Genomic DNA, 25,983 nt, shown 5'->3' with positions numbered 1-25,983 from the left:
AAACTGAAATCGATAAGCCTCTCAATGTAAAAAGCTGAAAAAATACTTTAATATATGCTAAATCACCTTATTTTTAAGTTCTTTATATTTTAAACGTCCTATGGGCAGTATTTCACCGGTTTTAATCTGCAGCCCATATCTTGAGCCAGGATTAATCAGTATTTTTTCTGCCTCTTGGAGATTGACGAGATAAGACTTATGAATCCTTTCAAATCTATCAGGAAGAAGCTGCTGCAAAAGTTCAAGTGATTTATCATGCAATTCCTGTTTCCCATTTTTAAGATGCAGTTCCGTATAGATTCCTGCTCCTTTGATATAGATAATTTCAGAAATGCTGATAAGCCGGATTTGTCCGGATTTCTTTACTGCAAGATATTTCATCCCATCATCCGATTTTAATGCAGGGCTAATAAATCGGTTCAGCGCCTGAAAAAACCTTTCTCTGTCAAAAGGTTTGGGAACGAAATCAAGTACACCATAAGCAAAAGCAGTAATAGCTTTGTCCGTATTGGCTGAAACAATAATGGTATGAAAAGAAGCCGCTACCATCTGTTCCAATACTTCAAAACCATTATCACCATTGAGATTCAGGTCTAGAAGAAGTAAATCCGGAAGTTGACTGGTAATTTGATCAAGCCCTCTCTGAAGAGAATCACAGATTGTGATCTGGATAGGCCTGTTTCCAAAGAATTCGGCAGTCATACGCTGTAAACGACGGGCGATTCTGGCTTCGTCTTCAATGATCAGTATATTCATGGTTTTAAAATTTGAATGGTAGATATCCAGCCGTTTTCTGTAGCATGCGAATCGAATCTCCAGTTTTGCTCATAGCTTTCAGTGAGGCGTGTCCGGATATATCTAAGCCCATTACCTCCTGCACGTTCTGTGAGAATATGCCGGTTCTTTGCGATGGTTTCAAAAACATATTGATGATAGCCTTCTTTCGTTACAACATAACGAAGTATGAATTTAACAGAGTTCTCTGGTAAGGGTTCACTGTGGGTGATACCATTTTCCAGCAATGTATGAATAATAGCGGGGGGTATCAGCTGACTTTCATCTATTCCGTTTTGCTCCCATATATAATTAATCTCCTTACGAAACCCCATTACCGACAGGTGTTGACGGCAAAGCTCCAATTCCTTTGTTATGGGAATCAGGGTTTGTTCAGAAATTTCGTTCATAATATCAAACTCTGCAGCCAGTGCCTGGATAAAACGCGCTCCTTCTTTTGGAGATTCTTCTACCCAGTCCATCATTGAAGTCAGGGTATTTCTTAAAAAGTGAGGCTGAATATTTTTTTTGAGCAGTTCCAACTGCAGCCTTGAGGAAAGTAAAATTGCATTCTGATGCTCAGCCTCCATAACACTTGTACGGATGGAATGCAGATAGAGCATGCTCAGAACAATGATAGTGAAACTGATGAACAGCCCAAAATCATAAACCACTAAACGATTGACCATCGCACTCATTAAAAGCGCGAGCATAGCTATAAACCCTCCTTTTTCCTTTTGAATAATACCATTCAAAACGACAATGAAAGAGGCAATAAGCATAGCTAAACTATAGAGCCTGGCAGTCAGATCATAGTGTCCGTAATTGGACCAGTAAAGAAATACTAAAGCTATCAGAAGTGCTGCCATCAGCCATTTTCCCTTTTTAAAATTGAATTGGATGATAAAATACAGCGGAACCAATAATGCATTAGCAAAAGTCAGCCAACCGATAATCTCAAGGCGTATGAAAAACTGGGAGTAAGGGATTGTAACATGAAACTTCAGATATTCCATGATCAGTAAGGAAAAAAACAGAAAACAGATGATTCCGAAGATCAATATATCCCATTGTTTTCGCTTGCTGTTTACATAAAGAAAAAAGTAATACACAGCTGCGATAAGGAAAGCTCCTGCCATGAGATTCATATAAGACATCGTAACCAATGGGCTTGTCAATAAGGAATTATAAGGATCTAATTTATATCCAATACCACGTTGTATGTGTGGAAGTAATGATTGTGAACTGCGTAGGGCAACCGTGTGAAGACCAGGCGAAATCAAATGATCCGGAATTCTGTAATAACTGCTTTCAGTACCGGGTATTTCCGGTTTGCCGTTTTGTGGAATCTGACCGTTATGACCAATCAATATTCCGTCCCAGTATACTTCAAAAGAACCAAAGGATTCAATCTGAAGACCAAGCGGTAATACCTCATTTTCAACCTTACGCAGATCTAAATGAGTTCGTGACCAGAAAATTTTATCAGAGGTATTTACTCTCTCGGGTGACCAGTTCTTATCATTATAATCCTTAGATGCCCAGGACATATCGTCACCTGTTTTGTAAACAGGTATTAGGATCTTCATTACGAATAACAGATGGGTTCAGTATGCCGAGCAAAATCAGCAAAAACATAAAATTCTGCATAATGTAAATATACAAGGTAATTTGTAAAAGCTGATGGCAGTTTGCAAGTCTATAGAGCCGTTCAGATGTTTTTACTCGAAATGAGTACTTCTGGAATTTAATTTTACATCATGAAACAAATACTACTCATTTTTCTGATCATGTTAACTGTTCAAAATTCCTTTGCACAGCACGCACAAATAACAGGTGTCATTTATGAAAATCCTTCTGTTCCTATCCCGCATGTCAATGTAACACTAAAAGATAGTACGGAAAAAATAATTATGACCAGTATTTCGGATACCAAAGGAATATTCAAGATGGAAAATATACCAGCCGGAACCTATCATATCACTTATAATCTGATAGGTTTTAAGCCAGTCAGTAAACCAATAGAAGTGAGTACGGGCCTGCTGACAGATGTTGGAATAATAACCTTAGAGGCTGACACAAAACTTTTGAAGGAGGTAGCATTAACCGGACATCGGAGTTCGATCAATTTAAAACTTGATAAGAAAGTTTTTGAAGTAGGTAAGGATGTTCTCTCTCAAACAGGAGCGGTAACTGATCTGTTGAACATTGTTCCATCAGTCAGTGTGAGTCCTACGGGTGCGATTAGTCTTCGTGGTAATGCTAATGTATTGGTATTAATTAATGGACGACGAACCGGATTAACTCAGGGTAATGCCCTGGAACAGTTACCTGCTGATCAGGTGGAACGTGTTGAAGTAATTGCCAATCCTTCTTCCAGATTTGATGCTGGAGGGTCGGCAGGAATTATTAATATTATTCTTAAAAAAAATAAGAAAGATGGATTCAGCGGGCAGTTAAGGGTAGTTGGCGGTATTCCTAATGAAACACGTGTGAGTCCCAGTTTAAATTATAAATCAAATAAACTTAACCTATTTGCAACGTATGGTTTGCGATTATCAGATTATGCGGGTCTCTATAAAACAGAGCAATCTACCGGACTTTCAGGTAACGCGGTTTATCTGAGCCAACGCCAGGATGAGAACCGCCATGATAATGCCAAATTGCTTTATTTTGGTGCAGATTACCAGATTAATGACCATAATACGATTACTGCAGCCTTTCTTAGGAATTCTACACATGATCATGATAAGACCTGGCTGAACTATTTATATTCAGGAAAGGGTGGTGTCACTGATAGTACACTTAGCCGCAGTGGCGAATCATGGGAAAAGCGAAGTTACAATCAGTTGGAATTTAATTATACAAAAAGTTTTGAACGCACCGGCAAAAAATTTACTGTGGATATACAATATGATTTCTGGGACAGTGATAAAGAATGGAATCTGGCAACTAATAGAGTTTTTCCAGCTCCTGTTATCTTTCCCACAATCAGAACAAGCTCGGTAGGAGGGAGTAAGGATCTGATGATTAAAACAGATATGATACAGCCACTGGACAGTACTTCGACACTGGAATTTGGATTGAAACTGGAGAACAGGAGGGTTAACAGTGATTTCACTGCTGAACAGCAAAATTCTGCGGGCTGGGAAATTATTGATCAGATCGACAATCATCTTTTATATAAAGAACTTATTGGGAGTGCTTATGTACAGTTTGCAGGCAAGATGGGGGAATTGAGTTATCAGGGCGGTGTAAGAGGTGAATTGACCCGTATAGGTATTGAAGATCGTATAGGAAGTTACACAAATGATAAAAAGTATAGCAGGTTATTTCCTACGTTAAATGTCAGTTACCGTTTTAATACAGGCACCACCTTACAGGGGAATTACAGTAAACGGATCAACAGGCCATCATTGGGAATGATTTATCCTTTCAATGAATTGACCGATCTGAATAGCCGTTATATTGGTAATCCGGATCTGAACCCATCTTATGCTCATGTGTTTGAACTGGCTTTCCTGAAGAACTGGAAGACCCTTACTTTTAATCCATCCCTTTATTATCAAAAAAATACTGGGGTCATTGAAGATTATACGTATCAAAATGCAGATGGTTTGTTTATTACCATGCCGGTTAATATCAACAAAGAAGAGCGCAGTGGTTTAGAGCTTTCCGTATTGTATAATCCTATTAAATGGTTACAGTTAAATACTGAACTTAATATATTTCACTATGTCAAACAGGGAAGTTATCAGAATCAGATCTTCGATTATGCAGGAAATACACTTACAGCCCGTGTAAGCGCTCAGGTGAAATTGAAGGATAAACTTGCTTTCCAGTCGGTGTATAATTTCAGGGGGGCCAATGCAACTGCCCAAACTTACTCAAACGCTTTGCATAGTATTGATTTTGGGTGCAGCAAAACTTTCTTAATGGATAAAGCAACAGTGTCCTTTGATGTAAGTAACCTGTTCGATCTTCGAAAATCTATCAGCAAAACCACAGGAGCAGATTACCAGATCAATCAGACCAATATTCCCAATGCAGCCCGTTACCGATTAACACTTGTATATCGACTTAATTTAAGAGATAATCAGACCGTCCGGCAGGCTAAATCAGGTAACCGTAATTGATCGTATTTACATAACCCTCTCCAAAATAGAAATAATTTACTGCAATTAAATAAATGAAGAAGTTACGACTTGAGATCATTATACGAATTGAATGACTACTTTTTATATGAATGTTGGTATTTGATAATTTATTTATACATAAATGAATTATCTTTACAGTATCAATAAATAATAATAGGTTTGTACAGAAATATTCTTGTAGTCGGTTTTCTACTTGCTTTTCTTTCGATTTATTCCCAGCAATATACTACCCAGCTTTTCAATACGGATAACGGACTTCCTCAGAATAGTGTAAAAGACATTATTAAAGACAAATATGGTTTTATTTGGCTGACAACAGAAAACGGAATTGTACGATATGATGGCCTTAATTTTTTAGTATATAAAAATTTCCCCCTGAATAGCCAGAGGTTTACCTATTTTTATGGTAATCCTGAAAAGGATAGTATTTTTACAGATGGAGATTATGGAAAAACTGTGCTAATCCATCAGAAAGCTCCAAAGGTAATTAACAATATAAAGAAATCTCCCTCACTTATTGCTAGGGGGTATATAAATTATAGTTTATCTATTTCAAACTATACCTACAGCTATTTTTTTATGAACTTTAAAAAAGGGCGGTATTTCATTGCGGAGAATTCCATTATTTATGAGGGTCGGCATTCAAATTCCCAGATCCGGGTGATTGAGAAACCTGTTTATAAAAATAGTCCCAATACTTTTGTCATTGGAGAGACTTTATTTTATATTGATCATAATGCTAAAAAAGTAAGAACAATAGAAGAGGGAAGGTTTACGGCTGATTATGATGTGCCTGTTATTGCTGATGTCAGAAGTAAATTATTCTGGAACAGAATGAGTGGACAAGGGTTTGTCTTAAATAATAATACTCTTTATCGGTATACCTATAGTAATGGAGCATTCAAAATATCAAAACTGATTCAGCTGGAAAATGTAATTCAGAGCACCTTAATGAGTATTTATTATGATGAAAAATACAAAAAACTTTATTTGGGGAGCAGCACAGATGGGTTGAAAATTGTGAGTTTAACAGATTTCATTTCCTCGAAAAAAAAAATCCAAAATCGCTGGCCGTTTTTTATGCTATTCAACCTTTTAGTGACTCATGTGTAATAACACCTGAAGGTGAAATATATAATAGAAATGGACTGGTTAAAAGTAAAAAATTTGGGAAAAACATATCCTATTTTTTAGGTTTTGATAAGTACAGAAATATTATTACAAGAAAGGAACAGACTCTTCTTGTATATGATAAGCAGAGAGATTTTTTAGATTTTCAAAGAATTTCTACAGGAGAAGAGACCGTTAAAGATTTTTTATTTGCTAATGGAAAATATTATGTCTTGTCCTCCAAACAAAAAAAGGGAAGTACTGAATTCACGGGTGTTTTGAGCATATATGAAGACTGGCCCTATAAATCTTTAAAGGAAAAATATTTTTTTGCCAGTGAACCTACCAGAATTATGTTGACAGATGGTGGCAATATTTTAGTAGGAACTATAAAAGGTTTGTTCAAGCTCCCGGCTGTGTCAGGTAAAATATACAAGTTAAATGGTCATAATGAATTGTCGATCCGGGACGTGATACGCAGCAAAGATGGAAACATATGGATAACAACCCTGGGAAAAGGTTTTTATCTTTTAAAAAATAACAGTCTCATAAAATTGCCGGTCGATTCTGAAGGAAACCTTCTGTCATCCCACACCATATTGGAGGATAGAAATGGCTATTTTTGGATTTCCACGAACAATGGCTTGTACAAAATAAAGGAAAACATGTTGTTAAAATATGTTCAGAATCGAAATTTTAAAATACACTATTACAAATACTCAAAAGAAACAGGCTTTAGTACTAATGAATTTAATGGTGGAGCTAACATAAATGGTAATAAATTAAAAAATGAAGAGTTTGTGTTACCTTCCTTAGATGGTCTTGTTTTTTTTAATCCTTTAAAGGTCAAAAGTTATTATCCAACAGACATATACTTAGAAAGAGCCAGAATTGATGGTAAAGAAAGTTTTTTTGCAAATACTTTAACACTTAGTCAGGAAAACACGAGAGCAGAAATTTTTATTGATGTTCCTTACTATGCAAATCCTGATAATGTTATCATTCAGACACATCTTGATAATGAGAAAAAAAATGAATGGATATCTGTAGGAAAAGATAGAAAGATTTTGCTTGGAAGTCTTGGTAATGGTACACATATTCTTACTGTTAGAATGCTTGTTTCTGATCAGCAGAAATATATCTTCAAAAAAATAAAAATTACTGTTCCCCCTTTTTTTTATCAGACTCTCTGGTTCAAACTGTTAACATGCTTCCTGCTGTTATGCTTATTTTATCTCTCCATAAAATGGCGGACAAGTTTCCTTAGAAAGAAAAACCACGAATTGGAGGTAGTTATTCAGTTGAGGACCAATACTTTATCAGAAACTGTCAATAATCTTGAAGTTACTCAAATAAAATTGGGAAAGGAAATTGAACAGCAGAAAAAGCTTATTGGTACTATTACCCATGATATTACTACACCGTTAAAGTTTATTGCTTTAACAAGTAAAGAAGTTTTAAATTATAAGGAAATGAGCGTATCCAGTACGGAAAGGATTTTGAATTCTATTTACAAGTCGTCCAACCAACTCTATAATTTTACAAAGACTTTGAAGGAGTATGCTGATATTTACAATGAATACAGAACTGATGAGGCTGAACTTTATTCGTTATATAGCCTTGTGGAAGAAAAGAAAATTCTTTTTGAGGAAATTGCCAATAATCATAATACCACAATTGTAAATCTGGTCAGCAAACAATTATTGATCCGTACCAGCAAAAATATCTTGGCTGTTATTATTCATAATCTGATAGATAATTCAGTGAAATTTACAAGAAACGGAATTATTACGATCAATGGATCAGATAAGGATACATTGATAATTTTAGAAATTACCGATACAGGTATCGGGATGGATGACCAGAAAATTGAATACTATACTAAACTTCAGGAGAATATTGAAAATGAGAAGTTATTATTACAAAAGTATGGTATGGGTCTTCATCTTGTACTGCAATTGCTCCAAATGATAGAAAGTAAAATTATAATCAAAAGAAACGAAGCAAAAGGAACTTCTTTCCAATTAATCTTAAAAAATCGGAATAATGATTAAAAAAATCCTCATAGCGGATGATCATGATATTGTATTAACGGGAACATCTATCATTTTAGAATCACGTATTCCCAACACTGTAATAGATACGGCTGCAGACTATCCTGAGGTTCTGGATAAAATTTCCGGACAAAAATATGATTTACTCATATTGGATATTAATATGCCCGAAAGCAGGAATAAAAAAATGATTTCAGAAATTAAGAGCATCCAGCCTGAAATCAGGATACTTGTGTTTTCAGCATATGAAGAAGATATTGGAGTACAATATATCAAAGAAGGAGCAGATGGCTATATTAATAAATTAAGCAAGGTAGATACAATTTCTGAAGCAGTCATGAAAATGTTTGCAGAAGGCAATTATTATCCCAATGGTATTGTAAACAAACTCTTACAGCCATCTGCACTTGATGGCATTAAAAGTTTGTCGGAAAGAGAATATGAAATTTTTATATTAATGATAAAAGGAAACGGAAACCTGGAAATTTCAAATGAAATGGAAATTCAGATGTCCACTATAAGTACTTATAAAAAAAGAATTCATAAAAAATTAAAAACAACCAATTTGGCAGACCTTATTAAATTATATGAAGCTTATATGTCATAGCTGTACTGTATTTTCAGTAGAAATTAGTTTTTCAAAGTGTAGAAAATTTTCTACAAATTGCTTAGTTTATTTCTACGTATTGTGATCTTTCCTGTAGTATTTATTCTAATACTTTTACATTATGTTAAACAACACGGTTTAGTAATGTAAATAAAATAATGATAAATGCTTAAAATTTCTACAAAACTAATTTTTGCAATGCTGGCTTTTAGCCCGGCCGTTGCTTTTGCCCAGGCTGGAAGTGTTGGGATTAATACTGTGAACCCTGGTTCTACCATGGATATTAACGGATCGTTAGCCGCAAGTTATAAAGCGGTGAATACAACGTCTTATAATTTAACATCATCAGACTTCCATGTTTCATATAACGGAGGGGCAGATGCTATATTTAACCTTCCATCTGCTATTAGTGGAATCGGGAATTTTAAAGGGCGGATTTACAGAATTAAAAATAATACGAACTTTAAAATAACAGTCTTTTCTGCGGCTCCGGAAACAATTAATGGCAGTGCTACTATTTCAATTCCTGCGAATCAAAGTGTGGAACTGGTAAATACGGGGCTTACAGGAACAAATTCTACATGGGAACTCCTATCAGCAGGCTCCTCTTCTACAGGAGACTACATTATTGTAAAACCTAACGCGGCTCAAGTAGTATCTACAGGGTCAGATGTGACCTTCGGATCTGTAATTGCTTCTAATAACATCACTTATAACTCAGGTGTTTTTAATCTGAAGGCGGGCAAGACTTATGTGCTTCGATGTCAGCTGCACGCTACTGATTTTTCTTTGGCAGGAGGTTTTTTTGTTTATGAATGGGTAGATGCTTCCAATAACTCTGTTCTTCCTTCCAGCACCACGGGAGTAGTTGATGCAATAAATAACTATCCGGCAACATCCCTTGGAGGGCAGCCTGAAGCTTATGCGATCTACAGACCTATCGCTGATACATCTGTAAAAGTAAGATTAGGGGGAGCTGGAACCGCTCAACTGAATCCAGGGATAGGTTTTATGACAGTTACAGAACTTGCCGGAGGTAACGGAAATGGGGGAACAACAATCATTAATAATAACATCACAGCAAGTAATGGTCTTACTCTGTCCGGAACAGATGTAAAATTGGGAGGAACTCTTTCACAAGCAGCAGATATTGCAACCGCAGGGAATAACTTAAGCATTAATGGTACTGGGAAAGTTCTGGTTGGAACCAATATTGTACCTGCCGGAGCTTCCAGCGCAAAGATGGTTATTGATAACGGAACTACTAATGGAGCCCTTCAGATTAAAGACGGTACCCAACAACTGGGATATGTACTCACAAGTGATGCTAACGGGTTAGCAACATGGTCTTCTACGGTTACTACTGCATTTGCCAATAACTGGACATCTTATACCGGAACATTGGTAAATCCTTTTACCGGAACTACAGGCGGTGGTGGGCTGGCCACAGGGATTTCAGTAACGATACCGGCAAAAGGATGGTATTTTTTCCGCTCTGGTCTTACAATTGCTTCTGACTGTAACGATTATGTATTTTATATTAATGGGATTGGAGAGGTCTGGAAAACCTACTGTAATGTTTCTACTGTTGCTAATATGAGTCCAAGGGATCAGAACCGGGTACTGTATTTTTCAACACCCGGAACCTATCCGGTATTGGCTATTAAAACTAACGGAGTGGTTCCTGCTTTTAATATAGGAAACCCTAGCTTTTATTTAGATTTTGTGAAGTTTCAAAATTAAGTTGCTCAATATATTTATAAGATTATCAGATCAAGAAAGATTCTAAAAACACACCATGAAATTTTAGCTGTAAAGTATATATTCTTTACAGCTTTTTACTTCTTGTATATAAGTATTCAAGAAAGGAAGCCTGAATTTTGTAATGGGGTCGCAAAAAAACTGTACAGTGTTTAATCAGCTAAAAAGGCGCATGAAAATACGCCTTCTGTTTATATCAGTTTTACAGATAATCGTCTTTTATGATCCGGTGCTGTTTTCTACGGGTAATGCAGTGATAAGTTCATGGGTTGTGAGGAGTGCATGAGCATAGGTAGGCCCGTTCAGGACATGTGCTGCATGCATCATTTCGGAGGTGAAGGCTGCTGTTGCATCTTTTACCAGGGTTACATGATATCCTAACTCCATTGCAAAACGTGCCGTACTTTCAACACAGGTGTTAGCGAGCAATCCTATAGCGATGACATGGGTTATATCGCGTTGCTTGAGCAGCATATCCAGATCTGTATTGGCAAAACCACTTTGTGCCCAGTGTTCCTTGGCAATAATGTCTCCTTCCTGAGGAGTAAAATCAGGATGCCATTCGCCTCCCCAGCTGTCTTTTGCAAAAGAATGACGTTCCATAATGCTTATCTGAGTAGGGTTGGGAAATTTCCAGTATTGGTAATCTGTAGGTTCCCATCGTTTGTGCGGAACAATAAAGATCTGTATACCTGTCTGCCTTACAGCTTTTACGATGCTTCGCAGATTATTCAATAAATTGTTGCTTTCTGCAACGTCTTTCACTCTTGGCCACACTTTCCCACCTTCAGATAGAAAATCATTGTAAGGATCAATAAATAACAAAGCTGTTTTATTACGTTCATAGATTGGTGTTTCCATTTTCTTTTTTATTTAATATAAGATTAATTTTATCTCAATGCATGTCTTTCAATACTTTTTGCAAACAAAGGCGTCTCGCTTTGATTGTGATATATAGAAACTGGCTGTCGTTGGGTTTTAAAAAGTTCAAATGGGATTCCCTGCTTTTCCAGTCCTTTAAGGAAATCATCAGTAGGTCTTGATAGGACTCTGTTGGTAAATTCACAAGTATTATCATCTATCTTTCTTACACTCATTTCCCAGTGTACAAGGATAGTAACACGGCCGGTAGGGGTAAAAACATCCGAAACAGACTCCAGGATAAGGTGTGTGGGCTCGGACACGGTTTCTATATAATGCTGTACCATTGGATTTCCTCCAAGTATTTCTACATTAATAGACATTCTTTTACCCTCAGGAGAGGTCGTAACGCCTGCCGCAATGTGAGCAGGGGAACATGCCTGATATTCGTGTTCCGGAAGGGTAAAGCACCATTCCGGAAGGTTGATTTTTTCAATCGGTGCGTTGATCACAGCAGAAAAGCTTGAATCAACAATAATGGGTTTATTTTCCATGTTAATTATATTTTAATTCATTTTAATAATTCATTTTCCTTTATTTCTGGGATCATCCGAAGGATTCATATAGCTTATTCCCAAAGGCCCAAAGGCGCTGACCTGTGTTTCATAACTTCCTGATTTTGCCCAATGAAAATGCGGTGTATTTCCAGGAAGTACCACAACACTTCCCGGTGGATAAGCCTTTAATTTAGCAGCATCGAACTTTTCGCCTATACCAATATAAAATACACCGCTTATGACTGTATATATTCTGTTTTCAGGATGCTTGTGCGGAAGCAGTACCACGTCAGAAGGTACTCTTACCCGAACTACATAGGGTTCTGCCTTTTTCGGATCTCCTATCAGTACAGCAAGACGGGCTTCAGGTGGAAACGCTGGAAATGCTGACCATTTGATATTTTCTGGATAGATATCTCCCCATTCATTATTGGATAAACTTTGGGCATGAGTATGGTTGGTGCTTAGAAATGCAACGGTGCAAAGCAGAGTTATAAAGTAATTTGTTTTTTTCATTTTTCAGAAATTAATTATTGTAATTTTTATCCAGTTACTTGTATTCGGATGAATTGGGATACCGGAAAATCATAGAGCAAAATTCGGTAGAGTTTGACAATAGATTGCGTGACCTACCTCACATAAACAGGACAGTCAGCTATGAAGATGTACAATAAAGAATGAATTGAGGCCAAACAGAAACGCCATGTAAAAATGATAACTTTTACATGGCGTTTCTTGCTTTTAAAGCTGTAGTATTCGATTAATTGACCGATGATTTTCGAGCAACGGACAGAAGAGGGATCAGGACAATAAACTTCTCCTCATTAAGATTTACTATTAAAAATAAAATATTCTTATCCGGGAATATATTTCATACTGATTTCTTCAGAAAGAGTATTAGGTATTTCGTGAAACCCTATTTTCCGGTACAGATTGTAAGCCTTGTCATTTCCGGGAATAACCTCTAGAATGATTTCAATGCCATTAAATTTTTGACAGGCCTCGGCAATAACGGCCTCAATCAGTCCCTGACCTATATTTTTTCCTTGAAACTCTCTTTTTACATACATCTGGTAAATACTTCCGGTGCTGTCTTCATTTTTAACAAAAGTACAGATACCCACGAGTTCCTGCTGTGCAAAAGCTCCATACACAAATCTTTCCGGTGTTTGTTCTTCAATATCGCTTTCTATCCGAAATTTTTCAATATTCAGGGCTTCCTGATAGATTGCTCCAAAAGATTCAGGGAATTTTTCCAGACTTTCCAGGCGGATGGCCCGGTACATTTTACTTTCTCCGGAGATAAGTTTTCGATAGCTAATATTTATCATAGTCAGTAGGGTGGTAATTATTTTCATTAATATCCGGGTACAAGTATATAGATTATTCTGAACTTCTTTTAGTATGCCCGGTTGAATTTCAACAATTGTATTAAAATTTTTAAACTAAATGATGTATTTGTAACAAATTTCACTTCAGCTAGTCTTATTATAAACAAAAGCAATCATTTTTTGATCGGAAAAGTTTATAGAACAGTCCGGAAAGCTTAAAAAATGTTTGTTTAAGGGGAAAATTTGGTACTTTATTTAAATGTTACATTTTTGCAAAATTAACGGCTTATTTCATAATAAGCATGATAAATTATGTATATTTATAACACTTATTGGGGAAAATAGTAAAATAATAGTAAAAGTTTATCAACATATTTTAATGAAATATGTATAGGTAGATATAGGGAAAAGTGGTGCTGATGGAAAGAATTAATCTAATCATTCTTAAGAATAAAAAAATACATTCAAAGGATATAAAAAAAATAATAGCCTGTACAATCTGTATAGGGTTATTTTTATGTATGCTTTCGTGCAGCCATGATTCTCAGGATAAGGAAAGAGAAAATTTTGATACTTCTCTATTAAACCAGACTTCAGACCTTCAGTTGTCAGGGGAGTATGAAGCTTTTATCCGGCTGAATATCAAATATCTGAAAAAGGCTGCGAAAATGAAATATAAAGCCGGAAAAGGTCTTTGCTATCTGAATATGGCAGGGGTGAATGTCTCGGCAGGAAATTATGATAAAGCCCGCTTTTTTTTCAACAAAGCAGAGAAAGATCTGAAAAACTCTGAGGATAATTATCATAAAGCAGCATTCTATAATGACTATAGCCTGTATTATTCTCATCTTAAAATAAATGACAAGGCTATTGAATGTAATAATAAAGCATTTTATTTTTTAAAACAGGCTGCAAAAACTAGTCTTGCCCGAAAACTTCTTCCAAGACTGTACGTGAACAAAGGAATTTACTATGCCTGGAAAGGGTGGTTCGGAACTTCTTTAAAATGTTTCACCAAAGCGAATGTACTGGAAAACTCGGCCTACAGCAATTGTATGGTCGCCCAATACTATTTATTTGTTCATAAGCCAGATTCTGCAGGAATATATATTGAGAAGGCAGATGAGAAAATGCTAAGCCAAAAGACAACTGATGTAGAATCCCTATGGGTTTATTATACGATGGGATACTACTATAATGAAATAAATAACAGTGAGCAGGCTGAGAAAGCACTTAGAAAAGCTCTGGACATCAATATTAAAACAAGACGTACTTATTCTTCACATATAAAAGAGGTTTATAAGGCACTGGCAGACCTGTATAAGAAAAAGAATGACGGCGGGAAAGCTTATTTCTATCTGAAAAAATATATGGAAGAAGAAGGCAGATTTGATGCTGCAAGATTTACCGCGATGAATAAGGCGACCGAGGATTTTATTTCTGAAGTAAAGCAGGAGTCGGACTGGCATAAAAATGATCTTCCGTTATTTATTGCCCTTTCTATAGCTGTTTTTACCTTTTCAGGAGTATATGTACGGAAGATAATTAATCAGTTAAAGCTAAAGAAGAATTCCTTAAAAGAAGAAACAAATGAGTTGAAAAACAATGTGGAAACTAAGCAGTTGGAAGAAGTAACAGAACTTGCCAAACGGAATGATTCTTCTTTTTTATTAAAATTCAAAGAACTGTATCCTGATTTTATAAAAGCACTTTTGAAAATCAATCCTGATCTTGAAAATTCAGAGCTGACTTTCTGTGCTATGTTGAAACTACGCTTTTCTTCTAAAGAAATAGCAGATTATACCTTTGTACAGCATAGATCCGTACAGCAGAAAAAATACAGAATCAGAAAAAGATTGAATATTCATGGAGAAACGGATATTTATGACTTTTTTGAAAACTTAACAGAATAAAGAAATTCATCACAATAAAAGGTGTCTGATTCTGTTTTATAAAAGATTTTATTGTTAATCTCAGTAGAAGCGCCATTGGAGAAAAGAATAGAGTGCAATTTATTCTGAGAGATCATTTTTAATCATAATTTATACAGAAATTTAGCTTAAATAAAGAAACATATGACACGTATTTTTCTTGCTGTTTTACTTATTATTTTAGTTTCATGCCATTCTTATTCAAAAAAGGAGGCTGAAAAGAAATTTGATGTTTCTCTTCTGAAGCAGAATGAGAAATTCAGAGTGGCCGGAGAATATGACTCTCTGATCAATCTCAATAAAAGGTATTACAAACTGGCTGATAAAATAAATTATGCAGACGGAAAAGCGCTGTGCTACATCAATCTGGCAGAGCTTAATATTTCATTAGAAAATTTTCAGAAATCTCAGATTCTTTTTGATAACGCAAAAGAAATCCTGGATCATTCAGAAGATAATATACACAAAGCCAGATTTTATAATGTTTACGGCAGGTTCAATTTAGAACTCCGACGGGTTGACAAAGCTTTTCAATATAATAATGAAGCGATGAGCCTGATCCAGAAAAGCGGTCAATCTGAACTTAAAAATGATCTTCTTTTCAGTATTTATTTCAGACAGGCCATTTATTTTATCCAAAAAAAGGATTATGAAAGAGCACTTGAATACTTTCACAGGGCAAAAAAAATGGATAATACAGGTCTTACCGATTGTGCAATAGGGGATTATATTTATATGCATAAGAATAAAGATTCTGCATACAAATACGTTGCTACTGCTTATAATAAAGCTAATATAAGAGGGAAGGAAGACGGAATTGCCCTGTATGCCAATACTATTATGGGAGAATATTTTCTGACCAACAAACAGTATGATAAGGCAGAAGAAACTCTTAAGAAGGCTTTGAAAATCAATGAAAAGACCAAACGTATCTATGCCTACTATGGTAAATATATCTATAACGATCTCAGGATGTTGTATGAACGTACAGGAGATAAAGAAAAAGCATACCTTTATTTGAAAGCATATACAGAAGCTTATTATAAAACCAATACATCTTTAGCGGCCACGATCAATCAGGATATGGAATCTTTTATTACTGGAGCCCAACAGGATGCAGCCCACCATAAAAGTAAAATATACTGGATTTTCTTTTTATCATTGGTAGGTCTTTCTCTGCTGGGATTATATGCATGGAGAATTATCAGAGCCCTTGGAAAAAGAAAAGCAGTACTTACAATAGAAGCCGAAAATCTGAAAATCAGAATGAATGACAACAAGCAGGAAGAGATCATAGAACTTGGTAAGAAGAATGATCCTGAATTTCTGAATCGTTTTAAAGAAGTTTATCCTGAATTTATAGATCAGCTTTTAACAATTAATCCCGGCCTTGAAAGTTCTGAATTGATTTTTTGTGCGATGCTGAAACTGCATTTTACATCCAAAGAAATTGCAAATTATACTTTGGTTCAGCACAGAAGTGTGCAGCAGAAAAAATACAGAATAAGAAAGAAACTGAATATTCCTGGAGAAACAGATATTTATCATTTCTTTGATACCTTGAAATAATTTCAAAAAAAACTGTCTGATTTATCATGTCAGACAGTACTCGAAAATATTCTCTTTTCACCACTTGAATTTTTTTGTGGTTTCTCTATTCAAATATGAAAATTTTTAATGAAAACAAGAAAAAAAGCTATACTACATGAATACTACATCACATATTTGTGTTTTTAAATAACTGATAGTTAAGTTATTGTGTTTTATGTTGGATTTGTGGGTTTATTTTAGAAAAAAGGACCAGCAACTTTAAAGCAGCTCGTTTTTTAGCCTGTATTTTAAAATAATAAACTCTTTGACAATGTTTTTTAGCCCTGATTTTCCATGTTTTTTTATCAGTATCTTGATAAGAACTCTCAAATAATCTCACCTTTTCAAAATCTTTGTGGATTAAATAAATAATTAGAATTAAAGTGTAAATCCTTGAAATATAATTATTTATAATCATGTTGTATCTGTGTAGTATCGTTTTTTTTTGTTTTTTATTCAGAAAATGTAAGTTTTGCAACGGGTTTAGTTGTGAATATCACATGATATGTTTTGTTTTATTGAATTTATGATAATAATTATCAGTGTCTTTGAAGGCAGAAGCCGGATAATCCTTTCAATAAAAAATCACAATATACTCCTCCAAAATAACTTTAATAGAGCTTTATGAAAAAAAGAATTTTATTTGTTTGCGCATTAGCGTCTTGTTTTACAGTTTTCAATGCTCAGAGATGGGAATCTGTTTCTCAGAAATCTTTGCAGATAAGAGAAGGTGTAGAAGTGCAGCAGTCTTACAGAGTTGATCTGAAGTCCCTGAGAGAAATGCTGAAAAATGCTGAAGAAACGGGAAAGAATGCACGTCCTGTTATTATTTCTTTACCAACAGCAGAAGGAAAGATTGAAAAATTTGCTGTCTATAGCAATCCTGTAATGGATAAATCGCTTGTAGACAAATATCAGCTGGGATCCTATGTGGGAATTGGTGTGGATGATTCTTCTAAGTATTTAAGATTCAGTACATCCCCTACTGACATGCAGTCTATGATTATCAAAGATGGTGTATTCCAATTTATAGAACCCATAAGTACGGATAAACAAACTTACGGTGTATTTTATAAATCAAAAGAAACAGGGGAGCATGGTTTTAAATGTGATACCGGGGAGTATGATTTTAAAAATATAAATAAGCTGGTAGAAAATGGTAAAAAAATGCTTTCCGGAGTGGGAATTACCAGCAGACCTACCAATACAAAATACAGAAATTTTAGAATGGCATTATCCGTTACCGGGGAATACAGCCAATATCAATTGACCGCAGCGGGAACTCCTGCCAACGCAACAGATGATGTGAAAAAAGGAGTTGTTTTGGCAGCAATGAACAATACAATGACCCGTATAAATGGTGTTTTTGAAAGAGATTTTGGTACTCATTTAACAGTTCAGAACCTTCCACAGATTATATATCTTGATGCTGCATCTGACCCTTATACAGATAATTTAAATCTTCAGTTACAGCAGACCCTTACTTCTGCAGTAGGAAATGCCAACTACGATATTGGGCACGTTCTTCATCAAAATGCAGAAAGAAGTGGAAATGCCGGTGGAATTGGGATTGTCTGTACAGATCCTGCCAATAATACAGAAATTAAAAAAGGATCAGCTTATACCCAGGGACCTGTACCTGTTGGTGAAGTTTTTGACTTTACCGCAGCACATGAAATGGGACATCAGCTGGGAGCTAATCATACATTTTCAAATACTTCTGTTACAGATGCTCTTCAGGGAGCGAATGTAGAACCGGGAGGAGGAACAACAATCATGGGATATGCAGGGATTACCTATGATAATGTACAGGCAAACGCAGATGGATATTTTCATTACAAATCCATTGATCAGGTACTGACCAATTTAGAAAATAAATCTACGTGTGGAGCATCTCAAAATATCATTAATAATACAGCTCCGGCAATTAATCCATTGTCAGCGTATAACATTCCTAAAGGAACGGCTTATTATCTTGAAGCTTCTGCTGCAGATGCTGAAAATGATGCTGTAAACTATACTTGGGAGCAGAACGATACTACAGATGATTTTTCTACCATTTCAGGAGATAGCGGATGGGGGTATAATCCCAAAGGAGCTTTAACGAGATCACTTCCTGGTACACCAAATGGAAGAAGATATTTTCCTAAGCTGGAGACTGTGATGAACGGAATACTTACAGATAAGCAGGGATGGGAAACTGTATCATATATTCCTCGAACATTGAATTATGCTGTAACGGTAAGAGATCTGAACGCTCAGCGCCCAATGGTTTCAACCTCAACAACTACAGTAACAGTTGGGAATGATGGTCCATTCAAATTCAATGGGCTTACTGAATCTTCAGTGTTGTATAATGATGCTGTAAGCACAATTTATTGGGATGTTGCCAATACGAATGCTGCACCTTATAATACAGCGAGCGTAAAAATAGATTATACTACAAATAATGGAGCCAGCTGGACGAACCTTGTTGCTGCAACTCCTAATACCGGAAGCTTTAGTGCACAAATGCCGGCTAATATAAATGGAGCTGTAAAATTAAGAATATCAGCTGTAGGAAACGTTTTTTACGCAGTATCTCCTGCCATTACTGTGGGCAGTGCACCTACATCTCCTACGTCAGCACCTACAGGTCTTTCCACTATAGATACTGAGATTTTCAAAACAACAGCGAGGGTATCTTGGAACAGTGTTCCGGGAGCTACCTATTCTGTTAATTATAGAAAAGCAGGAACTGTAAACTGGTCCAATGCAGTGAGCCCGGCAAATTCATTAGTATTAAATAACTTAGAAGACGAAACAAATTATGAAGTACAGGTTGCAGCTGTAGTGAACTCTGCTGCCGGGGCTTTTTCTAATAATTATACATTTAAAACAAAAGGTTTAAAGACAGGAGTTGATTACTGTATATTGAATTCAGGGTCACCTTACTTTGCCGGAATTGTATCTGTTAAAGTAGCGAATTTGGATTACTTTAATGGGGTTGCAAGATCATATATAGACTTAAGCGAGGATTCTTCTAAAATAGTGAATCTTGTTCAGGGGAGTTCTTATACACTAAAGCCTGCTGTTGTAAACTTACTTGCTGCTGCAAATGAAAATGTCTCTGTTTGGATTGATTATAACAGAAACGGAGTATTTGAAGCTACTGAGAGAGTAAGCAGTATATCAGGTGGTGCTCCGAAAGGGCTTGTAAATTTTGGAGATCATAACTTTACGGTTCCAGCCACATCATATACAGGAGATAAATTATTAAGAATGAGAATTGTTGGTAAATATTCAACTGCAGCTCTTACTGATACTTGTGGTGAACTGGCAAGCAATGCGGGTGGTATTTTGGATCTTCCTGTTAAAATTACTGCTGGTGCTCTTGCTGTGAGAGAGGCTATAGACACAAAATCTTCAGAGGTATCTATTTATCCTAACCCTGCAGATACATTTGTAGAAGTGAAAAATCTTAAAGGTAAAGCAGATTACAAAATCTACAGTGCAGACGGAAGATTAGTTCAGGAAGGTAAAATTGAAGGTAAAATCAACGTTGCTTCTTTGGTAAAAGGAATGTATGTGATCACTATAAAAGATGATAAGAATACTTACAACACTAAGTTAATCAAGAAATAACACACATGAATCTCCGCATCAGGATCTAAAAAAGCGGAGAGAAAAAAAGTTTATTTAACTGAAAAAGGCTGTCTCTGGTTGAGGCAGCCTTTTGTTTATTATGAAGTAAGATGACCATTAAAGAAATCCAGCATGGTTGCCAGTGACTTTTCAGAATGCATCCGTTCTCCGTTTTCAAGAGATTCCTGTGTGGCAATAGCCGCTCTTTTACGCATATGATATTCATAGCCGGAAATTGCTTCCTGTAATGTACTGTAGCTGTTATTTGTTAAATATTCGCTCAGTTCAAGGGCATCCAGCATGGCCATATTAGCGCCTTCTCCTGCAAACGGAGGCATTACGTGGGCAGCGTCACCAATCAGTGTCAGATTGGGTTGTGCTTCCCAGGTTTGATCTGAAGGCATAGAGTAGATCAGGCGCGGAATAAACGGCGTTACAGCATTTTCAAACAACTCATCCCAGACAGGGTTCCATCCGGAATATTCTGTTTTGAACCATTTTAGCATCTGTGCATGATCAGAATAATCAAGACCGCTGTCAGCAGGCCAGTTTTCATCAGCTTTAAAGCTTGCATAAAATCCCAGGTCTCCATTGCCTTTCTGACCTAATAAGATATTTTTGGTATTTCCAAATGCCATTATTTTCCCACCTTTAACCATAGCATCAATATGAGGTGCATTTTCTTTTGAAACATTGCCTTCCAGCATGATGATTCCGGAATAAACAGGTTTAATATCAGTAAGATAAGGCCGTATTTTAGAATTGGCTCCATCACCGGCAATAACAAGATCTGCATATTCTGAAGTTCCGTTTTTGAAATGCAGAAGCCATCCTTCATTTTTACGCTCCATCGTGAGGAAATGACTGTCCCAGACTACGGTTTCAGGATGTAATGATTCTAAAAGCATATTCCTTAAAGGCCCGCGGTCTATTTCAGGGCGGAAATGTTCTTCGCCAAAATCTTCTTCGGGTTTCGTCTCATGATCATTGAAAAATATTTGAGCCTGTTCATTCATGATCAGGGTTTTGTCTGCTCCAGGTCGGAAAGTCTTCTTAAATTCCTCCAGCAGTTCAGCTTTGCGTATGGCTGCCAGCCCAGAATCTTCATGCATATCAAGAGGGGAACCCTGTACCCGTGCATTTTTATTGAAATCTCTTTCATATACTTTTACGTCTGCACCTTTCAACTGTAAAAGTCTTGCCAGTGTAAGTCCTGCGGGACCGCCGCCAACGATTGCTATTGATTTATTGTCTATAAGCATTGTTAATTTAAATTTTACAATGCAAATTTATTTTCCTTTTAACACTGATAATAGTACAAATCGGTCGTTTTTATTTTTAGATAATTCTTTGGGAGCAACTCCTGAAAATTTCTTCACTTCTTTGATGAAATGGTTTTGATCAGTGTAATTGAGTTCGGGAAAGAGTCTTCCCTGCGCAATGTGTTCCAAAGATGCTCTGAAACGCAAAATAGTAGAGTAGGCTTTTAATGATAAACCGAGCTGTTTGGTAAAATAACGGTTAATCTGTCTGCTGCTCCAGCCTGTTTTTTCAGAAAGTTCCTGCACGCTCATTTCACCCTTTGAAGTATAAACCAGGTCGAAAAGTCTGCGTTTTCTTTCGTCTACCTTTGAAGGAAGCAGTTCTTTTATTTTTTGAATTGCTTTTGTACAACAGCTGGAAAAATCTTTTAAATCATCTGTTTTAAAATCCCAGAAATCGGGAGAAAGTTCTTTTCCTATATTCAATAGATCTGCAATAGAGGTATTCAAAATATATTCAACTGCAAGAGGTTTAAAACTGACGACAAAGGCAATCGTATGGGGAGCAATGTATCTTTGTTCCGGATAAGTTTCCAGCCCGAGAAGAGTAATATGAAAAGGTTCTGAGGCAGACTGTGAAAAAAATAAATCAATTCTTCCGTCAGGAATAATCACGACTTCTTTAGCCTCATCTGAAAGATTCTGAAAAGTTCCCAGATTTTCAACAAAATCCGCGATCTCTTTGTCAGGTTCTATGAAATGATAAGAGAAGTCATTGTCCATAATTATTGTCTGCGCAGTCTGTTTTTAGATGAAGAAAATTACAAAAATTGTTGTAAACTACAAAGTTATTGATACATTCACTGTAATCCGTGAGACCAATATTCTTCAATATGAAAGATGACTTTTAAAATATAGACTTTTTAGTGTTACGGTTTTCCGTAAGCTGTACCTGTCTTTTTTATTTAATATTGCCGTAAAAATTTGAAACCATGGCAGTTTTATTGATTATTATTTTGTTTATACTGATGCTCTATGCATTTGGTACATCAGGGAAATTTAAAAAAGAATCACTTAGGAAAGATACACTGATTACCAATTTAAAAAGAGAGAATAATGAACTGAAAATGGAGAGATCCAGATTACAGCTTGATAAGAATACTCTCAACAAAAAAGTAGCTGAACTGATGCAGCATAATGATGCACTCCGAAAGTATCAGGACATTATTGATATTAAAGTTGAATGTGATTATCTTCTTAAAAAAGCAGAAAGAGATAGTTTGAGATTAAGAGAGAAGGCCGGACAAGAGCTTTCTAATGCTCAACTTGAAGCCCGAGAGCTTCGCAGAAATGTAAAGGAAAATACTGAGAAAAAAACCAGAGAGATAGAATTACTCTACGAAAATGCCGTAAATGAAGCTAAGCGTATTGTAGATAATGCTGAAGCGAGAGCAGAATCAATAGGTGGTGACGCTTATCGAAGTTTAAGAGAGACTGATCAGATAGCGGACAGAATAAAAGCAATGAAAAATGTCATTGAGGGCTATGGTAATGAATATTTGGTTCCAACTTATACTTTATTGGATGAACTGGCAGAAGATTTCAGCCATAAGGAGGCCGGTGACAATCTTAAAAAGCTTCGACAAAACAATAAACTTATGATTGTTAGCAGACAGGCGGGTATCTGTGATTATATGGATGAGTCAAGAAGGAATACAGCGATTGATTTTGTTATTGATGCTTATAATGGAAAGGTAGACTCTATTTTAGCTTCCGTAAAGAAAGATAACTTTGGCATATTGAAACAAAAGATGGACGATGCATTTCAATTGGTAAACTTTAATGGACAAGCTTTTAGAAATGCAAGAATATCAGAGGTGTATCATAGTGCAAGAGTAGAAGAACTAAGATGGGCAGTTGTTGCCCAGGAGCTAAAATGGCAGGAACAGGAAGAACAAAGGCAGATTCGTGAGCAGATTCGAGAAGAAGAAAGAGCCCGTAAAGAATATGAGAAGGCAATAAAAGAGGCTGAAAAAGAAGAACAGACCTTAAAAAAGCTGATAGAAAGAGCAGAATCTCAGGTCGCGAAAGCTAATGAAGAACAGAAAATACTTTTTCAGCAAAAGCTGGAAGAATTACAGCAAAAGCTTAGCCAAGCAGAGGAAAAAAATCAAAGAGCAATATCTATGGCACAGCAGACCAGAACAGGAAATGTTTATATTATTTCAAACATTGGCTCATTTGGAGAAGATGTATATAAAATTGGTATGACAAGACGTCTGGAGCCTCTTGATCGTGTTCGTGAGCTTGGGGATGCAAGTGTTCCTTTTGAGTTTGATGTTCATGCTATGATTTATGCTGAAGATGCTCCGGCTTTAGAGAAACAGCTTCATAAGAAGTTTTTAAAAAGCCAGTTGAATAAAATTAATCCAAGAAAAGAATTTTTTAAATTAAATATTCACGATATCAGAAATTATCTTGATTCTATGAATATTAGCTGTAAATGGACACTGGCAGCGGAGGCCAAACAATACCGCGAAACCTTGAAGCTTGAAGAAGATATGAAAACCAACAAACAGCTGGAAGCAGAATGGGAACAGTATCAGGAGGTTACAGATCCTGTTACTTATGATGAGGTTATGTCTGAGGAATAACTGTATTATTGTTTTAGATATAGAATAAGAAGCCATTGAACTTAAAGTTTAATGGCTTCCTATTTTTCATAATGAAAGCATAATGAAATTAATTTTTTTAAGAAAAATAGGGGTTTAATCTATTATTGTCATCTTTAAAGTCTCTATATTTGAATGATATAAAGCATTGTAAATAAGAAATGCAAAATGAAAACGAATACTATGCAAAAAAAGGAAATCAATTTTATACAGCACAACGAAGCGGCCTGGAACAAACAGGCATTAGAAGAGAATGAATGGTCAAAAGCAGTAAGTACAGACTTGATCAATGATGCGAAAGCAGGGAAATGGGAGGTTCATCTGACTCCGAAACCATTAAATAAAGAATGGTTGGGAGATGTGAAAGGAAAGAAAATTTTGTGTCTGGCATCTGCAGGAGGACAGCAGGCTCCGGTACTGGCTGCAGCAGGAGCTTCCGTTGTTGTTTTCGATATTTCCGGTGAACAGCTCAAACAGGATGAAAAAGTTGCTGAACGTGACGGTTTGTCACTGAAAACCGTTCAGGGGGATATGAGAGACCTGAGTGTATTTGAAGATGAAACATTTGATATTATATTTCATCCTATATCCAACCATTATGTGGAAAATGTGAATCCTGTTTGGAGAGAAACTTATAGAGTCTTGAAAAAAGGAGGAGTATTACTGGCCAGCTTTTTTAATCCCGTTGTGTTTGTAGCAGACCGAAATCCTCAGGATATAAAAGATGGAGTTATCAGACCAAAATATACACTTCCTTATGCTGATATAAAAGATTTGGATCAGAATCAGATTAATAGAAAACTGGAAAATAATGAAGCGCTGGTTTTTGGGCATACCCTTTCAGACCTTATTGGCGGACAATTGAGAGCAGGTTTTTTGATTGCAGATTTTATAGAAGAAATGCAACCAAACCCACGCTTTTTAATTGATGAGTATCTACCAACTTTTATAGCAACGAAAGCAGTAAAACCAGACCATTAAAAGCATGAAAATTTTAACGAGTATCTGAATTATCCCTATTTTAGAAGTCTCAAAATAGATTTATGAAGATACTTTAATGGACAAATCATCACTTAACACTTACTTTCATTCTCTATTCAGTATTGAAAAAGAAGTGGTTGAAAAGATCACTGAAAAATTTAATTGCTTTGAATTGAAAGCCCAAACAATTTTGCTGGATAAAGATGCCATCAGTACCAAAACCTATTTTCTTGAAAAAGGGTATGTCCGCTCGTTTATACTGAATGAAGATAATGAGGAAATTACCACCAATATTTATAAAGCTCCCTGCTTCGTTAATGATTTTTTATCCTTTTTCAGACAGCAGCCTGCCAAAGAAATATACCAAACTGTTACAGACTGCATTTTCTGGGAAACAGGATTGGAAAACGTACAGCATAATTTCCATAATATTCCCGAATTCAGGGAGTTTAGCCGGCTTCTTTTTGTCCTTAATTATTATAATATTCATGACAGACTGATTGAAATGGCCAGTCAGAAAGCATCCACAAGATATTTTAATCTAATGAAGAAAGATCCCGATATTTTTCAGCATGTCCCTTTGAAGGTAATTGCTTCTTATTTAGGAATTAAAGACAGCTCACTGAGCCGGATCAGAAGGGATATTCACAAACTGTAATTTCTTTTCATTTGTCAAGTGATAGTTCAGAAATGATCACTGATCTTTGTTTA

General features: G+C 36.0%; 19 protein-coding genes. 11 read left to right on the top strand and 8 right to left on the bottom strand.

From position 1 onward, the window contains the following. Positions 1 to 57: 57 nt before the first annotated feature. Positions 58 to 756, bottom strand: coding sequence for a LytR/AlgR family response regulator transcription factor (locus ACPF63_RS12420; RefSeq protein ID WP_426480114.1), 699 nt, complete (start codon positions 754 to 756; stop codon positions 58 to 60). Next, positions 753 to 2,363: a histidine kinase gene (locus tag ACPF63_RS12415; protein WP_426480113.1), complete on the bottom strand. Its 1,611-nt coding sequence runs from the start codon at positions 2,361 to 2,363 to the stop codon at positions 753 to 755. Before ACPF63_RS12415 ends, ACPF63_RS12420 begins: the two co-directional genes overlap by 4 nt. Positions 2,364 to 2,534: 171 nt before the next feature. Here ACPF63_RS12415 and ACPF63_RS12410 point away from each other — a divergent pair, with 171 nt between their 5' ends. From ACPF63_RS12410 to ACPF63_RS12390, 5 genes are all read left to right on the top strand, one after another. After that, complete coding sequence (locus ACPF63_RS12410) at positions 2,535 to 4,910, top strand: TonB-dependent receptor domain-containing protein (protein WP_426480112.1); 2,376 nt, start codon at positions 2,535 to 2,537, stop codon at positions 4,908 to 4,910. 180 nt (positions 4,911 to 5,090) lie between these two features. Next, positions 5,091 to 6,044, top strand: coding sequence for a two-component regulator propeller domain-containing protein (locus ACPF63_RS12405; protein WP_426480111.1), 954 nt, complete (start codon positions 5,091 to 5,093; stop codon positions 6,042 to 6,044). Between the two features lie 230 nt (positions 6,045 to 6,274). Then, positions 6,275 to 8,095: an ATP-binding protein gene (locus tag ACPF63_RS12400; RefSeq protein ID WP_426480110.1), complete on the top strand. Its 1,821-nt coding sequence runs from the start codon at positions 6,275 to 6,277 to the stop codon at positions 8,093 to 8,095. After that, positions 8,088 to 8,702 carry a response regulator gene (locus ACPF63_RS12395; protein ID WP_426480109.1) on the top strand — a complete coding sequence of 205 codons (615 nt, stop codon included), beginning with the start codon at positions 8,088 to 8,090 and terminating at the stop codon, positions 8,700 to 8,702. Before ACPF63_RS12400 ends, ACPF63_RS12395 begins: the two co-directional genes overlap by 8 nt. A gap of 165 nt (positions 8,703 to 8,867) precedes the next feature. Further along, on the top strand, positions 8,868 to 10,445 hold the full coding sequence (locus ACPF63_RS12390; protein WP_219072503.1) for a hypothetical protein: 1,578 nt from the start codon (positions 8,868 to 8,870) through the stop codon (positions 10,443 to 10,445). 237 nt (positions 10,446 to 10,682) lie between these two features. On the opposite strand, the gene ACPF63_RS12385 is transcribed toward ACPF63_RS12390, so the two are convergent. The 4 genes from ACPF63_RS12385 to ACPF63_RS12370 all read right to left on the bottom strand — a co-directional run bounded on the left by ACPF63_RS12385 (position 10,683) and on the right by ACPF63_RS12370 (position 13,239). Further along, positions 10,683 to 11,324, bottom strand: coding sequence for a cysteine hydrolase family protein (locus tag ACPF63_RS12385; RefSeq protein ID WP_426480108.1), 642 nt, complete (start codon positions 11,322 to 11,324; stop codon positions 10,683 to 10,685). Between the two features lie 29 nt (positions 11,325 to 11,353). Next, a complete protein-coding gene (locus ACPF63_RS12380; RefSeq protein WP_426480107.1) occupies positions 11,354 to 11,878 on the bottom strand; it encodes a hypothetical protein in 525 nt (174 codons plus the stop codon). A 30-nt stretch (positions 11,879 to 11,908) separates the two neighbouring features. Further along, on the bottom strand, positions 11,909 to 12,397 hold the full coding sequence (locus ACPF63_RS12375; RefSeq protein ID WP_426480106.1) for a cupin domain-containing protein: 489 nt from the start codon (positions 12,395 to 12,397) through the stop codon (positions 11,909 to 11,911). 338 nt (positions 12,398 to 12,735) lie between these two features. Further along, positions 12,736 to 13,239: a GNAT family N-acetyltransferase gene (locus ACPF63_RS12370; protein ID WP_426480105.1), complete on the bottom strand. Its 504-nt coding sequence runs from the start codon at positions 13,237 to 13,239 to the stop codon at positions 12,736 to 12,738. 392 nt (positions 13,240 to 13,631) lie between these two features. Between ACPF63_RS12370 and ACPF63_RS12365 the strand changes: the two genes are divergently transcribed. The 3 genes from ACPF63_RS12365 (at position 13,632) to ACPF63_RS12355 (ending at position 20,357) form a co-directional block, all read left to right on the top strand. Then, entirely contained in the window at positions 13,632 to 15,125 is a 1,494-nt protein-coding gene (locus ACPF63_RS12365; RefSeq protein ID WP_426480104.1) for a tetratricopeptide repeat protein, read from the top strand. A gap of 162 nt (positions 15,126 to 15,287) precedes the next feature. Continuing rightward, the gene (locus ACPF63_RS12360; protein ID WP_426480103.1) at positions 15,288 to 16,712 is read left to right on the top strand and encodes a tetratricopeptide repeat protein; all 1,425 of its coding nucleotides are present in this window, start codon (positions 15,288 to 15,290) and stop codon (positions 16,710 to 16,712) included. A gap of 645 nt (positions 16,713 to 17,357) precedes the next feature. After that, entirely contained in the window at positions 17,358 to 20,357 is a 3,000-nt protein-coding gene (locus ACPF63_RS12355) for a reprolysin-like metallopeptidase (RefSeq protein ID WP_426480102.1), read from the top strand. A 98-nt stretch (positions 20,358 to 20,455) separates the two neighbouring features. Here the strand turns inward: ACPF63_RS12355 and ACPF63_RS12350 are convergent, their stop codons facing one another. Further along, the gene (locus ACPF63_RS12350; RefSeq protein WP_426480101.1) at positions 20,456 to 21,619 is read right to left on the bottom strand and encodes an FAD-dependent oxidoreductase; all 1,164 of its coding nucleotides are present in this window, start codon (positions 21,617 to 21,619) and stop codon (positions 20,456 to 20,458) included. A gap of 27 nt (positions 21,620 to 21,646) precedes the next feature. Next, positions 21,647 to 22,402: a helix-turn-helix domain-containing protein gene (locus tag ACPF63_RS12345; protein WP_426480100.1), complete on the bottom strand. Its 756-nt coding sequence runs from the start codon at positions 22,400 to 22,402 to the stop codon at positions 21,647 to 21,649. A 209-nt stretch (positions 22,403 to 22,611) separates the two neighbouring features. Between ACPF63_RS12345 and ACPF63_RS12340 the strand changes: the two genes are divergently transcribed. From ACPF63_RS12340 to ACPF63_RS12330, 3 genes are all read left to right on the top strand, one after another. Next, positions 22,612 to 24,273, top strand: a complete 1,662-nt coding sequence (locus ACPF63_RS12340; RefSeq protein ID WP_426480099.1) for a DUF4041 domain-containing protein — start codon at positions 22,612 to 22,614, stop codon at positions 24,271 to 24,273. Between the two features lie 201 nt (positions 24,274 to 24,474). Further along, positions 24,475 to 25,272 carry a class I SAM-dependent methyltransferase gene (locus tag ACPF63_RS12335; RefSeq protein ID WP_426480098.1) on the top strand — a complete coding sequence of 266 codons (798 nt, stop codon included), beginning with the start codon at positions 24,475 to 24,477 and terminating at the stop codon, positions 25,270 to 25,272. Between the two features lie 76 nt (positions 25,273 to 25,348). Continuing rightward, the gene (locus ACPF63_RS12330; protein WP_426480097.1) at positions 25,349 to 25,930 is read left to right on the top strand and encodes a Crp/Fnr family transcriptional regulator; all 582 of its coding nucleotides are present in this window, start codon (positions 25,349 to 25,351) and stop codon (positions 25,928 to 25,930) included. The last annotated feature ends 53 nt before the right edge of the window (positions 25,931 to 25,983 follow it).

Origin of the sequence: Chryseobacterium sp. R2ACT005 (assembly GCF_049949215.1) — a bacterium.
Classification (GTDB): Bacteria; Bacteroidota; Bacteroidia; order Flavobacteriales; family Weeksellaceae; genus Chryseobacterium.
The sequence above is the reverse complement of the archived record's forward strand: the minus strand, read 5'-3'. Positions and strand labels throughout refer to the sequence as shown.

What these genes read in the sequence shown, in the direction of transcription:
- ACPF63_RS12420 (WP_426480114.1), bottom strand. Translation starts at nt 756, where the DNA reads ATGAATATACTGATCATTGAAGACGAAGCCAGAATCGCCCGTCGTTTA.
- ACPF63_RS12415 (WP_426480113.1), bottom strand. Translation starts at nt 2,363, where the DNA reads ATGAAGATCCTAATACCTGTTTACAAAACAGGTGACGATATGTCCTGG.
- ACPF63_RS12410 (WP_426480112.1), top strand. Translation starts at nt 2,535, where the DNA reads ATGAAACAAATACTACTCATTTTTCTGATCATGTTAACTGTTCAAAAT.
- ACPF63_RS12395 (WP_426480109.1), top strand. Translation starts at nt 8,088, where the DNA reads ATGATTAAAAAAATCCTCATAGCGGATGATCATGATATTGTATTAACG.
- ACPF63_RS12390 (WP_219072503.1), top strand. Translation starts at nt 8,868, where the DNA reads ATGCTTAAAATTTCTACAAAACTAATTTTTGCAATGCTGGCTTTTAGC.
- ACPF63_RS12385 (WP_426480108.1), bottom strand. Translation starts at nt 11,324, where the DNA reads ATGGAAACACCAATCTATGAACGTAATAAAACAGCTTTGTTATTTATT.
- ACPF63_RS12380 (WP_426480107.1), bottom strand. Translation starts at nt 11,878, where the DNA reads ATGGAAAATAAACCCATTATTGTTGATTCAAGCTTTTCTGCTGTGATC.
- ACPF63_RS12375 (WP_426480106.1), bottom strand. Translation starts at nt 12,397, where the DNA reads ATGAAAAAAACAAATTACTTTATAACTCTGCTTTGCACCGTTGCATTT.
- ACPF63_RS12370 (WP_426480105.1), bottom strand. Translation starts at nt 13,239, where the DNA reads ATGAAAATAATTACCACCCTACTGACTATGATAAATATTAGCTATCGA.
- ACPF63_RS12365 (WP_426480104.1), top strand. Translation starts at nt 13,632, where the DNA reads ATGGAAAGAATTAATCTAATCATTCTTAAGAATAAAAAAATACATTCA.
- ACPF63_RS12360 (WP_426480103.1), top strand. Translation starts at nt 15,288, where the DNA reads ATGACACGTATTTTTCTTGCTGTTTTACTTATTATTTTAGTTTCATGC.
- ACPF63_RS12355 (WP_426480102.1), top strand. Translation starts at nt 17,358, where the DNA reads ATGAAAAAAAGAATTTTATTTGTTTGCGCATTAGCGTCTTGTTTTACA.
- ACPF63_RS12350 (WP_426480101.1), bottom strand. Translation starts at nt 21,619, where the DNA reads ATGCTTATAGACAATAAATCAATAGCAATCGTTGGCGGCGGTCCCGCA.
- ACPF63_RS12345 (WP_426480100.1), bottom strand. Translation starts at nt 22,402, where the DNA reads ATGGACAATGACTTCTCTTATCATTTCATAGAACCTGACAAAGAGATC.
- ACPF63_RS12340 (WP_426480099.1), top strand. Translation starts at nt 22,612, where the DNA reads ATGGCAGTTTTATTGATTATTATTTTGTTTATACTGATGCTCTATGCA.
- ACPF63_RS12335 (WP_426480098.1), top strand. Translation starts at nt 24,475, where the DNA reads ATGCAAAAAAAGGAAATCAATTTTATACAGCACAACGAAGCGGCCTGG.
- ACPF63_RS12330 (WP_426480097.1), top strand. Translation starts at nt 25,349, where the DNA reads ATGGACAAATCATCACTTAACACTTACTTTCATTCTCTATTCAGTATT.